This window comes from Enterobacter cloacae complex sp. IR5418, from assembly GCF_049238105.1.
Lineage (GTDB): Bacteria > Pseudomonadota > Gammaproteobacteria > Enterobacterales > Enterobacteriaceae > Enterobacter > Enterobacter hormaechei.
Genome location: NZ_JBMKHS010000004.1, coordinates 74,550 through 89,788, shown reverse-complemented (window position 1 = coordinate 89,788; position 15,239 = coordinate 74,550). Strand labels below are relative to the sequence as shown.

16 protein-coding genes are annotated in these 15,239 nt (G+C 39.9%); all 16 read right to left on the bottom strand.

All coding sequences use genetic code 11. The annotated features are described in order from the left end of the window. Window positions 1–12 precede the first annotated feature (12 nt). Window positions 13–2,334, bottom strand: coding sequence for a hypothetical protein (locus ACOTX7_RS05075; RefSeq protein WP_045617265.1), 2,322 nt, complete (start codon window positions 2,332–2,334; stop codon window positions 13–15). Beyond that, complete coding sequence (locus tag ACOTX7_RS05070) at window positions 2,327–2,488, bottom strand: hypothetical protein (protein ID WP_157846167.1); 162 nt, start codon at window positions 2,486–2,488, stop codon at window positions 2,327–2,329. Before ACOTX7_RS05070 ends, ACOTX7_RS05075 begins: the two co-directional genes overlap by 8 nt. A 227-nt stretch (window positions 2,489–2,715) precedes the next feature. Then, window positions 2,716–3,024 (bottom strand): phage tail assembly chaperone family protein, TAC, encoded by a 309-nt coding sequence (locus tag ACOTX7_RS05065; RefSeq protein WP_045337883.1) that lies wholly within the window; start codon window positions 3,022–3,024, stop codon window positions 2,716–2,718. A gap of 69 nt (window positions 3,025–3,093) precedes the next feature. Further along, complete coding sequence (locus ACOTX7_RS05060; RefSeq protein WP_045617264.1) at window positions 3,094–3,402, bottom strand: hypothetical protein; 309 nt, start codon at window positions 3,400–3,402, stop codon at window positions 3,094–3,096. A gap of 21 nt (window positions 3,403–3,423) precedes the next feature. Next, on the bottom strand, window positions 3,424–3,969 hold the full coding sequence (locus tag ACOTX7_RS05055) for a hypothetical protein (RefSeq protein ID WP_421626061.1): 546 nt from the start codon (window positions 3,967–3,969) through the stop codon (window positions 3,424–3,426). Between the two features lie 165 nt (window positions 3,970–4,134). Next, entirely contained in the window at window positions 4,135–4,632 is a 498-nt protein-coding gene (locus tag ACOTX7_RS05050; RefSeq protein ID WP_045617258.1) for an endonuclease domain-containing protein, read from the bottom strand. Next, window positions 4,633–4,902, bottom strand: a complete 270-nt coding sequence (locus ACOTX7_RS05045; protein ID WP_045337890.1) for a hypothetical protein — start codon at window positions 4,900–4,902, stop codon at window positions 4,633–4,635. A 42-nt stretch (window positions 4,903–4,944) separates the two neighbouring features. Next, window positions 4,945–6,807 carry a phage tail tip fiber protein gene (locus tag ACOTX7_RS05040; RefSeq protein WP_421626060.1) on the bottom strand — a complete coding sequence of 621 codons (1,863 nt, stop codon included), beginning with the start codon at window positions 6,805–6,807 and terminating at the stop codon, window positions 4,945–4,947. A 68-nt stretch (window positions 6,808–6,875) separates the two neighbouring features. Then, the gene (locus ACOTX7_RS05035; RefSeq protein WP_421626059.1) at window positions 6,876–8,807 is read right to left on the bottom strand and encodes a hypothetical protein; all 1,932 of its coding nucleotides are present in this window, start codon (window positions 8,805–8,807) and stop codon (window positions 6,876–6,878) included. Continuing rightward, window positions 8,807–9,223 (bottom strand): DUF6950 family protein, encoded by a 417-nt coding sequence (locus ACOTX7_RS05030; RefSeq protein ID WP_045617256.1) that lies wholly within the window; start codon window positions 9,221–9,223, stop codon window positions 8,807–8,809. Before ACOTX7_RS05030 ends, ACOTX7_RS05035 begins: the two co-directional genes overlap by 1 nt. 72 nt (window positions 9,224–9,295) lie before the next feature. Further along, complete coding sequence (locus ACOTX7_RS05025; protein ID WP_045617254.1) at window positions 9,296–9,778, bottom strand: hypothetical protein; 483 nt, start codon at window positions 9,776–9,778, stop codon at window positions 9,296–9,298. A 63-nt stretch (window positions 9,779–9,841) separates the two neighbouring features. Then, entirely contained in the window at window positions 9,842–10,630 is a 789-nt protein-coding gene (locus ACOTX7_RS05020; protein WP_252002652.1) for a receptor-recognizing protein, read from the bottom strand. Continuing rightward, complete coding sequence (locus ACOTX7_RS05015) at window positions 10,630–13,413, bottom strand: tail fiber protein (RefSeq protein ID WP_252002653.1); 2,784 nt, start codon at window positions 13,411–13,413, stop codon at window positions 10,630–10,632. The genes ACOTX7_RS05020 and ACOTX7_RS05015 overlap by 1 nt, the downstream gene beginning before the upstream one ends. A 34-nt stretch (window positions 13,414–13,447) precedes the next feature. After that, window positions 13,448–14,479 carry a hypothetical protein gene (locus ACOTX7_RS05010; RefSeq protein ID WP_052686694.1) on the bottom strand — a complete coding sequence of 344 codons (1,032 nt, stop codon included), beginning with the start codon at window positions 14,477–14,479 and terminating at the stop codon, window positions 13,448–13,450. Between the two features lie 6 nt (window positions 14,480–14,485). Further along, a complete protein-coding gene (locus ACOTX7_RS05005) occupies window positions 14,486–14,881 on the bottom strand; it encodes a hypothetical protein (RefSeq protein WP_045617251.1) in 396 nt (131 codons plus the stop codon). Further along, window positions 14,874–15,167, bottom strand: a complete 294-nt coding sequence (locus tag ACOTX7_RS05000; RefSeq protein ID WP_045337894.1) for a hypothetical protein — start codon at window positions 15,165–15,167, stop codon at window positions 14,874–14,876. The genes ACOTX7_RS05005 and ACOTX7_RS05000 overlap by 8 nt, the downstream gene beginning before the upstream one ends. Between the last annotated feature and the right edge of the window lie 72 nt (window positions 15,168–15,239).

Genomic DNA, 15,239 nt, shown 5'->3' with positions numbered 1-15,239 from the left:
CCCTTTGATGTATCACAGTTTGCGTCTGTTCTGGTCTTGAACAATAGACGAAATTGTTTTTTGCTGTTTCTTCAATTGTTCAGCGAACCATTTCTGATCGGTAACGTTGCCATTGATATGAATACTAGCGTCAATTGTCTGTTGACCTCCCGTATCCTTGTTATTATCCAAGAAATCTTTTAGATCACCGTTGGTTCTCTGATCCACAACACGCTCACCACCATCAAGCAGCCATGTTCCTTCGCGAGGAACTTCACTCAGACCATCGTGAGCCATACCTGTTAATCCAACAGATTTCATCTGCATGACTTGTCCGATAACTTGAGCATAAGACGAAGCAGCCAGAGCGTAACCAAGAGGTCCTGGATACTTAGCCATTGCAGTAGTCGCAGACTCATAAGCGTTTAACATACCGGTTGCAATAGACGTTCCTTTAGCTACTGCGAATGCAGCTTGAGCAGCTTTACTATTTTCACCAGCGATGCCACTGATAACACCTGACATACCTTGTGCGAATCCATCATACATCTGCATTTTGGTTTGAATTTCTGCCAGAGCGATAGCTTTTGATTTAACTGAATAAGCCTTATCAAGAGTTTCTTTCTGTTTCAAAAATTCTTCATGACTGATTAATCCTGCATCGTACATCTGTTGGTTCTGTTCTTTGTAACGTGCAATCTGTTCTTCCAATTGCTGTTCTCTTAGAGCCATCATCTGTTCATCAGTCGCAAAACCTAAAGCGTCAAGATTCTTGGTATTAACTGAGTTTGCATCGATATCCTGAATTACAGACATTTTCGATTGATGATCCTGTTCAATCGCTTCTAACTGACTGTTATATTCTTGAGTGCTTACAAGACCCTGTTTCTGTTTTGCATAAAGCTGTTCTAACTGCATCTGATAAGCTTGTTCAACGCCTTGCGCAATTTCACCGATATCATCAGGATTCATAGTCAACTGGTCTTTAAATTCTTTAGAAGAATTCGCCATTAGTTGATTACGTCTTGCTGTAGCCTGTTCAAGAGAGATAATTCCCTTAGATTGAAGCTTATCGATGTTTGCAAGAGTCTGTTGCATCTGATTCATCTGGGAAGCAACACCACGAGCACCCTGTGAGATAATAGCAATATCAGTTTGTGTCATAGTCTGGAGATAACTAGCACGCTCGGACATCATCTTATCGTATGCAGCCTTAGCTTTTGCTGCGGCTTGTTCTTGTTCTCTTGCAGCTTTATCGGCAGCTTTTTTAGCATCCTCAGCAGCTTTTTTATCTTGCTTTTCTTTTAAGTCTTTAAGATTTTTTGTCTGTTGTTCGGCATCATCAACAGCTTTCTTAATATCTTTGTTTAATCCGTCAGCTTGAGCTTTTAATTGTGCAAGTTGAGCTTTTGCGGAAGTTGAATATCGAGGATCATCTTGAGGAATTCCATCAACATAACGGTTAAATTTAGCAAGAGGAGTATCACCATCATACCAGAAATGTTTCAGAGCATCCCAAATATCAGCTTCGGTCCAATCTCTGTTTGCAATTTCCCAAAGTTCGTTAAGTTCACTAACAAGAGGTGTAACACCTTCAACAATTAAAGTATCAACATTGCTAGAAAGTGTTTTAACATTTCTATCGAATTCGGCATATTTCTCGGCCATTTCGGATGTGATACCAGCGCCTTGACTGTTAATAGCATTCAGAGCTTCTTGTGATGAACCGTATTGTTCTAATGTTGTGATAAGATGTGAAGCATCCGACGCCATAGTTTCCATAACGTTTGTTATTTCAGCTTTGGACTTTCCTGCTTGTTGCATCTTATAGTAAACATCGATAACAGCTTTAATACCGCCTTCAGCATCACTTGAATATTTTGCTAATGTTTCAAGACCGATTCCCCATTCTTTCAGATCATCAGCAACACCACCGCCTGCATTTCGAAGAGAATCGCCAATATGGTCAAGTGCATCTTTGTTAATATCTCCAAACTTCTCAACTTCCATTCCTGTTGCTTTAAATTCTTTTTGAAGTTTTTGAAGCATCTCAATAGAAACACCAGTGTTTGTGCTGATTTCATTAAGAGTGTTAACAGTTGATGAGGCTTTATTAATTGCAGCAAGACCAGCGCCAGCAGCAAGTCCGGCAAGTCCTAGTCCTCTCAGAGCAGGCGACATCGTGTTAATCGTGTTCAATCCGCCTCTGAGATTATTCAAGGGTCCTGTAAGATTACTGAACAGACCGTTTGCTACGGAATCCAGTTTGTTCAGTTCGTCCATTGATTTATTAACCGCTGTTGATAGACCCTTATTATCAGCGTTAATCGTTACGTCATATCTTGAATTAGCCATTTCGTTTTGTTCTCTTTTTCGCCTTCGCGATTAATTTCGGATCATACATCGATAATATTTTTTCTCGATTGGCTTCTTCGGCTTCTTTACGTTCTTGTTCGATTTCTTCGTTAGACTTGAAAACTTTTTCTTTAATCATATAGAAATCTTTCATGTTCAGTTTCTTTCTGCCGTCCGAAGTAAGATTCGGATTATTAGCAAAAATTGTGTGAGTCAGACGAGCTTGATAAAAATCATTCAGAATAGGACTCTGAGGCTCAATATACGTATCGAAAAACCAAAGTTCATAGAATTCTCGTAAAGACAAATCTTTAATTTCTTGAGGAGATAATCCCCTGCGAAGAATTGCTCTTAACTGAAATGTCTTATACGGATTCTGCCTTATTTCTTTTCTGTTTCTTCTGCGGTCAGTTGAGTAAAGCTAACCTTTGAAATCAGAGCGGTCAGAGCAAAACGAACGTTTGTATAAAGACTCTGAACTTGTTTGATATCTGTGAAAACTGGTTCACCTGATTCATTTTCAATGCAGCGTAGAATCATCTGATCATCTTTATCAGATTCTTTTTCATTTGATGCGAAATACATACCGTATTCGAGAACAGACATAGGACGAGCATAGAATTTAAAACCTTTCAGTTCTACGTGTTCACGCTTTGCAGTTAAAGCGCCAAGCATATTTTCAATATTCATTTGTATACCTTTAGAATTAGTGAGTGTTAACGTTATTTATAAACCAAAAAAGGACCCCTTGCGGAGTCCTTAGATGAATTGAAAAGCATAGCCTAACATACGATGTCCTTTGTGCATAAATTCGAAGTTCATGAAACATTGGGCTGTATCTTCTAAGAATGGTCCTTGAATGCTGACTTTCTGCTTTTCTTTGAAGTGATGAACTGGCTTAATTTTGCGAGTTGATAGAATGAAAACTTGATTTTCATTCAGAAGTTTCTTTTTAAAACGTTTCTCTTTGATATCTTCAACGTTGTACGGCACAGTCATAGATTCAGTGTGTTTTCCGTTGATAAAAATGCTCTTGAGTTCTTCAACGCTGTAATAATCGAATTCCATTGTTTTCTCCTTTTCTTATATTTAGCGTTTCAGTTTCGCAACACGTAGAACGTTTTTGTGAATATCATCAGAGATTTTTGTCCATGAACCAATAGTTTTCTTACGGGTTTGATGACGCTTAAAGATAGCGATAACACGTTTATTCTGTTGTTTAACATTCGTTTTGATAAGAATCGTTCTTGTTTTACCATCTTTGTTCTGTTTAACAGATTCGAGATTTCGACGAGTCTTTAATCCGGGAATGTTACCGTATTGGTTTTTCGAACCTCTAACACCAGTTGGAACATACTTATTGAATGCTTTGTTATCGTCGATAAGCTGACCTAGATATTCAGCTTGAGTATCTTTGATAAAAATTCTGTTTTCTGTGCCTGTTTTGGTGACTTTGAATTTAAATCCGACAGCGTTCTTGGTGAAGTTAACAGCACCTTCAACATCTCTATTAATCTTTCGCTGTAACTCGACCGAAGCGAGCTTAGACGCTTTAGTTACTCGTTTTGAGAACTGATCAGATTCTTTAATTTTCCATTTGTCGAGGTCTTTTTTAACTCCACCAAGTTTTGCCATTAGTTTGTTCCTATGAGTAATAATGAGCCTATTGTTCTGGCGTGTTCCTCTGTGATAAGCACCATTTTCGGAGCTTGAATATCAAAAGTCACGAGAATTGGAACCAGAACAGTGTTGTAAGTCAGAGTAAGAAGAAATAAAATTATCAAATACTCTTTTGGCTTATTAGCGAGCTTTTTCATTACCTGTAGAAACTTTTCGAATTTCGTCGGTTTCATAGGTCGCCTTTATATGTTTGTTATAGAGAATTTCGAGTTCTTTCTTTTGTTTCTTTTCTGTGTTGTAACCTCTCAGTGTTTGCTTCATCTCAGTAAGCGATTTTCTTTTGAATTGCTTCTTCAGATCTGTTATTAACTGTGGATGTGTAGGATTCATGCTGTAATCTTTTTCGAGATACAGAACAAGATTTTTCAAGAACGTAAGGTAATCAACTTTTCCATCAAGACCAGAGCGTTTAAATTGATGTTTGATTCGTCCTTCAAGAACGTTTGCTTGAGCGATTAATAAACCTCTGCAACGTCCTGCGTTAGGACCTTCAAGTATATGGTCGTGGTCAAGATGGGCTTTATTGACGTCCTCGATCTTTAATTGCGATAAAGGACAAACTCCTTTCTGCTTCTTGAAAAGTTCTTGTTTATATTTTGGTATATCTTTGCGTTTCACTTATCGATCCGCTTTCATCTCACGAATTTTATCTTCAAGCTTTCTCATTTCTGATTTACTCTCCTTCAAATCACTTTTCAAATCTTTGACGAAGCTATTAACAAAGTCGCGTTTAACTTCATTAATAGAAATGTCACGTTCAATTCTAGAAATTCGGTTCTCAAGTATGATGTTTTGTTGTGTCTTGGTCTGAAATTCCTTCCAGACCCATCCTACAAGAGCACCTACAGCGGTCAAAAGAGCGATAACGGTTGCAATATCAATAACCATTTTCAATCTCCTATTAAAGACCTCCTTGTCTTTATTTAGAAGTTACATCTGAATCAGATTTGCACCTTTTCTGAAGAATGCGATATATGATTTTTCACGAGCAGCGTTAGCAGCACCTGACGTTGAATAGTCGGGAACTTGTCTATCGTTAGTCAAAGGTGTTACGAACTGAGGAGCAACAATAAATCTTGATGCCGCACGATTCGCATCGATTCGAACAACAATTTGATTTCGTTGTCCTTTACCAGCAGCAGGAATAGTTATTCCTCGAAGTCCATTTGTCCAGTTTCCACCGTTGTTTCCAGTATCTTTGAAGAAATAAACAAGGTCTGCTTTGCCAGGAGTTTTAACAACAAGACTAAATCTGTTTCGTTCCGCACACTGAATGAACAATGTTAAGTTCGTGTCCATAATTCTGTCGTAGTTTTCACCTGTGATCCAGAATACGTGGTGATCTCCTGCATCGGCTCTATTTCCTGAAACTGGTTGATAAACCATGCTGAAGGTGTCGCCCTCAGCCATCATCACATCACCTTCGATATGTTCAGCGTAAACAGTTCCTCTGAAATAACCATCGTTAGCTTCGATACGACCTTTGAAATAACCTTCATTAGCTTCAACACGTCCTCGAACAGTTACGTTATTAAACGTTGCTTGTCCGTTTTTGTTAATCATCCAACCAGCAGTTGAACCATTCCATGTGTCGGAGTTAATCTGATTACCGATTTTCGCGTTATCGATAGAACCGTTAACAATCTTGGCTCCTGTGATACTTGCGTTTTGAATCTTCGCATCGTTAATACTTGCGTTTGCAATCTTCGCGTTATTAATCGACGCATCAGCAATTTTCGCAGATCCGATAGAAGCATCACGAATCATTGCATCTTGCAGATAAACCTTGTTGTTCTGCACCATGAAAGGAGGAACAGCATTAGGACGAGTGTTATTATTTGTAATAGCAATCTTATCAGCGTTAAAGATAATGCTTGAGGACTTAGTACCGTTCGGGTCGTTAGTCGCCAACATGCTAATACCTGCAACAACACCATCAGCGTTAGTCTGAACAGCCCATTTACTGTTAATCGTTCCAGTAACACGGTCGATTTCAGCTTTTGATTGTTGACTTACAGTTGCAACTTTCGAATCAGTTTCAGCGCGAACTTGTTTGATAGATTCGGCAGTAGCTTGACGATCATTAGCCTGAGTTTTTTCAACTTCGGTTATTTTCGCGTTTGTCTTTGTGAACTTATCGTTATAATCCGCTTGAACACTTTTAATAGCCTGACTAATAGCACCATCACGTTCGTTTGTTACGGTAGTATGCAGAGTTTCAATTTTTGAATTCATGTTTTTGTCAGCTTGCGCTAACGTGTCTTTTTGAGATTGAACAACTGTTTTATCAGTATATTCTTTCGCAAGTGCGTATGAATCATCAATTGATTCTTGCAGTTTCTTATCAAGATTCAGCAAGTCTTCCAACTGAGCAATATCTTGGTCATTCCAATCAACTTGCCATTTCATATCAACAAAAATAGGCTGTGACCAGATTGCATCCTCTGTTCCGAAAACGTCATACCATGCGGCACGCGCATAATAAGTACCGTCTTTCAGATTGAAGTTATCCAAGAATTGACTTGAGCTTTGGAAGCTTTCAACGATATCAGTGAAGTTCTGATCGTTTGCAACTTGAACAGCAGTTCCAGCGTAGTCTGGAATATTGTTTTCTAATGGGTCTTCCCATGAACACATCAGTAATCCAGGACCAGACAAAGCTTGGAAGCCTTTAATCGCTGGAGCTTGATTGTTTCGAACTTTCAACTGAACAGCAGGAGATTTCATTCCACCATGACCTACAGCGGTGATTTTGAAAGTAATCTCACGACTCAGACCATTTGCTTGGTTCATTCTGAAATCATAGATGAAACTCAGGTCTTTAGTTCTGTACGAAACAGTTTTCTTACCAGTGATTTCAATCAGATAATATTGAAATACTTCGCTGAAAGTCTGCTGTGTATTGTTAACAGTGAATTTCCGAGCGCTCTGGTCGTCCCAGGCGAATCAAACTGATTAGCAGTAGTGGTCGTTGCATTTTCAACAGCGTTCACTAGGCGCAATCCTGTTACGCTTGGTAAGTCATAACCGATTTCAGGATTAGTATCACGCAGATAAACCCAATCAGACGTATAGAACACACCAGCCGAACAAACTCTGATATCGTATTTCTGAGTGATGTCCATGTTCATAATCATGAACCAGAAACTTGACGTGAAGCCCGCTTGATACCACTGATCAGTTCCAGAAACAGCATACTGAACGTAGAAACCTGAACGGTTATAATCCTCGTCACAATTCCACTCAACTTTGAAAGTTCTTCCGATAGCAGTTTCAGCCACACTTGATACTTTCAGATCACGAGGTGGAATCAGATATCCTTCGTTAGGAATATTTGAACCGTTGTTATTCGGGTCTTTCGCGTAGTCAAGATTTGTATAGACTTCTTCGATATACTCAGTTGCCGTAATCGTGATTTGACCAGACGAACCTTTTTCCATTGAACGTGAGATATTCTGAACACGCCATAATGAATCTGTCAGATTCAGTTCTTTCATGTTAACCCTGATAACGTCCCAGATCTGAACGGTATAAGCGTCTGACGTTGCAAAACTGATTGTCTGTTTCAACAGTGATTTGTTACGTTCGATTGAACCAAGAATATCAAGCTGTTCTTTAGACTTCACAAAGTTGTATTTCACGTCTTTCGCGATAATACGTTTATCTTTGGCGATTGTTGCATCGTTCACAGTATCAGAAGGATATCTCAGAACGGTCGCGGAATAGTCAGCTTCTGGATTCAGATACGTCAAGTTCAGAGTGTTGTAATAATTTTCAGAACCACCAGATGATAACGAAACAGTTCCAGCAGTGATTGTGTTTTCATCAAAATCGTAAGAAACAATATCAGGTCCGTCAATCTTACAAGTCATTTTGCCAAACGATGGAAATACCAATGCGTTGAACGACTGAGCCATCTGGAGAATATTCTCTTTGAACGAAGCGTTCGGATCAGGAGCACCATCCGAGAACATGTTATTAGCAACTGCATAATCAGCAGCGTATTTGAAAGAATCAAGATCCACTAAGTCAAGAGGAATTCCCAGACCGTAACGTTCGTTAGTAATATAATCCAGTAACTGACTTGGACCATTTCTTGAAGCTGTTCTTCGTCCTGTAGGCAGATCGTTAACTAATAGACCATTAACATCAACTGCTACTTGACTGTTAGGCTGAAGGATATCAGCTTGGTTTTGCAGATCTTTGTTACGTTTGCGCATAACAACACAGACAGCAGAAACGTTATTACCAGTTGCAGTATCAGGCCAGCCAAGATCTGGATCTTTACCGATGTATTTTTGAGCAAGACTGAAAACGTGACCATTTGGAGAACCAACTGAGAATTCAACTTCAACAAAGTTTCTGTATTCTTCGCGAATATTGCCTTTGCTTACGATTCCATCTCTGTATTCTGAATCAGTCAGAATTTTTTTATTATCCATGTACAGGTTTCTGAAACAGTCGATTTGTCCTTCACTGACTGCAAAAATCTGAACAAGATAAGTTGTGTCTTTACCAACAGATTTCCAAACGTTGATTGTTCCTGAACGAGTTGAACCATACAAAGCAGGAATAACAGTTGTCGGATCAGATGTCGTTCCTAATGTCGTTGCGGTGTCTGTGCTATCTATTCGAGGAACGTTCTGTTGAGTCGCCATATAACTTGTTAAGCCTGACAGAGCAGCAACAGCAATACCAATACCGATGGAAATAGCGAGAGAAGCACCCGCGACGTATGCAGCAGCAGCAGCAGAAGCACCCGCGATAATTGCACCAATAGCAATAACAGCCATTATTTTCTCCTATTAAAAATTAATTCATAATCGACGTCTTTTATATTCATTACTTGATAGACATCATCATGAACCGTGATTACTTTTTCGTTAAAAACAATACTTGCTGAATAATAGATACGTCTGCCGTGTTTCTGTTTGATAAGAATAACTGAGCCGGTTTCAATCGTTTCTGATTGCTCAAGATGTTTTTCACACGCTTCGAGAACGTTATTAAATCCTACAAGTTTTTTACAAAGTCTTAGACCTTCAACGATATCGCTGTACTGGTCTTTCATTTTCGAAACATAGTCTGTTCCGTAAAGCATATCGATATAATCAGCAACCAGAATATTGCAGTCGTTTTGACCGAACTGGTGTTTTTTATTGATATATCGATTTAATAATTTTGATAAGTCAGATTGGAATTTGAACATTTTTCACCTCTGACTTTATTTAGAACCAAAAAAAGGACTCACGAGGAGTCCTTTTGATTAAGAATGTAATTATTATTCTGTATCTGTGCCTGGAGAGTTTTTGTCGATAATTCCAGAAGCAATAGGACCACCATCAACACTCAGAGTCATTTGCTGTGCAGTAACTTCGGTCTCACCGCCTGAACGAGTTGCAGAAGCCAAGAATCCGTTGTAAACAGTCGCAACACCAACTTCACGACCAGCATCCATCCAATAGACAATCTTGAACTGACCACGTTTGCCATCTTCTGCAAGCTGGAAAAGCTGATCATGAATAGAGCCTGGAATATAGTTAACGGTTAAGTCGATATCAGGAACAGAGCCACGACCTAGCAGTTTACGACTATATTTGTGAGTATAGTTAGGAGCAGTAATTACTTCACGCTCGATACCAGTCTGAGGGAATGCACCAGTTTCAGGAATTTCAACAAAGTCCTGAGAATTGATATCAGAGTTGGTGATATCAGAGTTGTAATAAACGCTAACGTATGAGCCAGCGAAAATATCTTTTTGCATTTTAATTTCCTTTATTAATTAATAACAATCTTATTTAGATGCGGAATTTTGTGTAAGAAAAATTTATAAACGTGACCCGTAGATATTACCGAGTTTCGTCCACGTAGGTGCAGACCCATATAGTGCAGCACCCGGCTGACCTCCCGGATATGCAGAACCTTGACCTCCCGGATATGTACTTGTTACACCCGGTTGACCAACATCCCCACCTGCACCACCAATAGAACCGTATCGAGTTTTCGGAGGAGTAGGGCCCGGCGCGGTCAGCGTTGCTGCATATCCGTCCTTTGAGTCTCGTCCCTGACCGATACCAGCCGGACCGAATGGACGTCCTCCAGAACCGCCAGAAGTAATGTTCGAGCCACCGACGCGAGCGCCACCACCGCCGCCACCACCACCGCAAATCGAACCGTTGTTTTCAATTCGAAGTCTTCCACCAATGCTATTCAGAATGCAATGACCACCCGGATATCCATCACCATGTCCACCAGTTCCACCTTGACCGCCACGACCGTAAATCGTCGCGTTAACACGAAGCGTGACGTATGCATTTGGAAGATTCGCAGGAAACTCTAAGCAAGGAACTCCCGTGTTCTGAGCTACTAAATCTCCTGAAATAACAACGACTGCTGGTGTTGCACCAATAGCACGCAGTTTATTAATTAAATCATTTCGGTCATAACTATGATTTTGTCCGAGTGTAATCGTGATTTCTTTTGATTGTCCTGCCATCTGTGACATCCAGAAAGGAACACCGATGCGTAATGCAGCACCAGCTTCTTTCATCCAACGCTGCCCAGTTTCCTGAGCAGCAGATTCACCAATCCAACCAGGAGCATTAACTACTGCCATTATTTTTCTCCCTCAAGTTTTTTCAGTCGAGCCGAAAGTTCATTGATTGCGTTGATAAGAAGTGCGTTAACACCTGCGCTTGAAACGTTAAGCAGTCCTTCCCTTTCGGAAACAGCTTCAGGCAAGACCTTTTGAAGACTCTGAGCAATGATACCGGCTTCTGTCTCCGTGTATTCCTCAGCTTCCTGTGAAGTCTTCTTGTCGTAGACAAATCCTGTTAGTTGTTCGACTTTATCAACCGCATTTTCGATTTTTCTGAAATTGTTCTTGAGTCTTTCGTCAGATCTGATATAAACGTTATTAAAGTTTCCGTTTCCTGATGCATTGAATTCACCGTTGTGTTGAAATGTAAAGTCTGCTCCACCCACATGCATTCTAGCTTGAAATGCACCGTTAGGATCAGCGTATACATCCATTCCTGCAATCCAATCTCGACCCCATTGAACTGCCTTCCACACGTTCGATGCACCCGTAGAGTCTGTCTCGACAAGCATACCAGCACCGCGACTTCTCCAGTCTCCCCAGCCTCCTCGCTGAACCAAACCACCAATCATGCATCCTCTGTCACCAGTAATTTGATTATTAACACGAACAGATTCTTGGTTTCCTGGATTGCTAATGTTGATTCGGTTTTCGAAGACGTGACTTCCTCCATTACAACGATAATGAATAACTTTATCAGCACCGGAATAGATAACACCTTTTTCAGTTCCGTTACTTGTCTGTAACCAAAAATGACTGTTTCCGTCACCTCTTGAATAAATTGATCCGTTTCTAGCAATAATCGCAGGACCTGTTACATCTTTATCAAAATATGCATGACCAGTTGTGAATTGTCCAACACGTTGACTATTTGCGACAACTTCAAGAATACCGTCGCCGACTTGTCTGAATCCTGTATCGTTGTCACCGATTGCAATAGAGTTATTACCCAGTCCCGAAACGCCTGTATATCCTACAGCAAGGGCTGGATCACCATAAGAAAAGTTTCTCGTCCACGGAGTCCAAGCTGTACCATAGAAAGCACGCTGATAACTTCGTCCGGTGTTATATACTCGATAAATCTGAATAATACCCGCTGCCTGATAAACTTCTAATGATCCTGCGTTATTTTCGGGATAATTCAGAGCTGCGGACGTATTTGCGTTTGCGTCTTGATAGTAGAATCCTGGCTCCCTTACATCGTTTAACTGTCTATTAGCACCCAAACTTTGCTTGAACGTCGGTTTCGTATCCAAGAATCCCTTGATTTGTTCAAGAAGATATCCATTTTTAAATCCCGAAGGATGTGATCCGCTTGAGAAAGCAAGATTCAAGTTGCCGTCAGCGGCGACAAACGTTGTTCCGTTTCTGCGATAAATCACGTCAAGGTCAGCGCGAGGAGAACGAACATTTGTTTCAGATGCGAATGTTCCTTTTGTGCTAACATCACCCGTGCGGGCATTAATAACTACAGTTCTGTTTCCGTCACCTAAATCTGAGCGAATACCTATTCCGTACCAAGATTTAATATCAACGTTACACGTTTCCCACGTCGAACCGTCACCGTTACCTGCATAGATACCGTTTGTGTTCCATGTTCCCTGGGCACTGACTGCAAATCCAAACTGGTTGTTTAATCGACCTCCCATTGTGTCACCAGCTTTCGCCACCTTCTCATTGGCTCGTCCGTCAACGTAGTCTTTACGAGTAGCAGCATTAGCAGCGCTGTTTTGACCTGCGCTTAGGAGGAAGACAGGAGCAGTCAAATTACCGGTCATTGTGTCACCAGACTTATTAACTTTACCACTCACAGCAGCGTTAACGCTATTCACGGCATCTGTTGCTTTTTTATCAGCAGCAGTGGCTTTATCAGATACTGGTTTAATCTGTCCATCAACATAGTCTTTACGAGTTAAAGCGCCTGCCGATGTGCTTTGTACAGAACGAACCAAAACACGGTCAACTTGCAGTGTTCCCGCAGTATCAAGAACCATCTGTTGATTATCGCTTGAAATATCCGGTCTAAAGAAAATTCCTCGCTTAGGAGCACCGATAACCAAATCGTTATCAGCGTTTGAACGAATCTCAGTTTGTTTCAATTTAAGAATCGTATCACCAGGAGTTGCAATAGTAAGATTTCCGGTCATTGTGTCACCAGCTTTACTTACTTTATTTTTTGCAAGTTCTGTATTTCCATCGCCTAATGAATCAATTCTTGCGTTAATTTCAGTTTTTGCAGTATTAAGATTGTCTGTAGCTTTTTTATCGTTAGCGTCAATCTTTGTATTCAGAGTTTTATTAACACTGTCAACTTTATCAGAAACTTTCTTAACTTCTGAATCAACATAGTCTTTACGAGTAGCGTTTGATTTCTTACTAGGAGAAGCAGGGAGATCGATTGTCCCGTCACCGTTTAGAATAAACGTGTTCTTAGTGTCACTTGCTGAACCGTTCTTTACCGTGATTCCTAAAGAGCCTGAACCGTCTGTTTGTTTAGGAGCTTTGATAGTAGCTTTCTCTTTATCGAATTCGTCAACAAATCGAATTGCAGATTCATCGGAACTTTTCAGAGTAGCGTTTTCGGTGTTTGTTTCTTTTGCTGTTACTTTGCCTGTGAAAGTCTGACCGCCTTCGACGATAGCATCTGCACCGTTTGCAATATTAACGATAGAAGTTCCCACTTTCGTGAAAACTTTCTTATCAGTTAAGTTAATAGCGATTTCACCTTCTTCAAGTTTTGCAGGATCAGGCTTACGTCCTGCAACTTTTGTTCTATAGTGTTTGACTTTATTATTAGCCATTTCAGTCTCCAGTTGATTAACAACTTCCGTGTTATCAGAATTCTCCTGCGTCGAGGATTTCACCTAATGCAACGCAATTAATATCAATCGGTTTCGGTTTGTTGCTCGGTGAATAGACTTCTGCACCTTTGACTTTTACCGAATCAGAATTGATTACTGTTGTATTTAGAGTTTTAATTGTTGCAGTTGTAGCGGAGATTTCTTTAACAGTCAGTTTATTATTAATCGTAAGTGAACCTGTGATTGTCCCACCTTCGATAGACAATGCACCGATTTCTTTCGTTGTTGGCTTTTCAGATTCTGTATAGACTTTTATCCACTTGCTTTGTTTAATCGAACCATCAGGATTAAACTGTTTGTTTCTTACTCTCAGAGCTGAATCACCGACAGACGTTCCGATCAGTTCCCAACCTTGTCCAGTTGGATGCTGAATAGCCATAGAAGCTGTATCTTGAGAGAATGGGTTTCCAGTGTTATCAGCATCAACAGTTATCCATCTGTTACCGGATAATTTACCAAAATCACCCACACCCGGAATATCTTCTGTTCCTGCACCAACACCGAATTCACCAAGATATAGAGGACGTCCGAATTCTGCATAACCAGTTGTTAATTTACCTTCAGGACTTAGAGTAAAGGTTTTAACAACAGCAGAGTTATCACCGCCTGATACTTGTTTTTTTGTAACGTAAGTGTCGAAGATATGATATAAACCAGCATGAGAACGTTCGGCATATTCATCTTCGTCAACAACGTAAAGCGCTCGTAAACGAACTACGGACTTATTCAACAAAGCATCTTCAAGAGTTTGAACAAATTCATCATCCGTTTCATAGACGGCAATATTAACATCGTCAATTTGAACATCACTTGAAAGTTTATTCGTAAAATCTTCTCTGTAATCTTCCATTTGGACTACAGCTTTTTTAATTCCGATTTGAGGAAAAGAAGCAATAGACCCAGCTTCGATATATCCAGGATCGTAATAGCTCGGATTCTCAACATCGGTTGTTTTGTTAACGGCAACTTTTACGTAATTGCCAAGAAACATATCTTTTTGTTTCATAGATCCTCACATGAAATATTCGAGAGTTAAAACAACTTGAGCACTTACGTTACCGTCGGAACTTTCATTTGAATAACTTGTGAAACTCGAACTTGGGTAAATTTTATTGATTTTAAATTCTCTCAGATAAGCAGAGTCGGGACTCAGAGTAACAATTTTATAAACTGCTTCATGAACACCAGTTTCATTAATCTCCGAGAAAACATCAAATGTGATATTTAAAACACAAGCAAGTTTCGAATTAAGACCAATTCGAGTGTATTCTTCTTGCATCTCAGGAATCATAACTTGAACTTCTTTTTTAACTCCTGTCGTGAAAGCGTCTTGAACGTATTTGATATTTTGACTTTGAAGATATTTCTCTAAAGAGCGTTTAATACCGAGTCTTGGCATATTAGACATATTTACTTCCTTCGTCGTTTGTTAATGATAGATATCCATCGACTAAACCAGAGCCGTCCCTGACGACATAAGCAACTCGATACGTATTATCAAAAAGTTCTACAATGTCATCCTGTGTGATCCAGAGAGCGTCGGTCGTTATGTATAAAGTTTCACTGACTTGACCGTTTTCGTTTAGAATCTGAGTTTCTACGATAGCAAGTCTTTCAGTTTGATTAATCGTAACTTTCTGACCAAATCGAGTCAGAAAAGCTTTTTTCTGTTTTTCTGTGTATGGGAAAATCATGATGTCTCCTTTTTATTTTATTTAGTCCAGAAACGAAAAAGGGACCCCTTTCGGAGTCCCTTGAGTTAATCA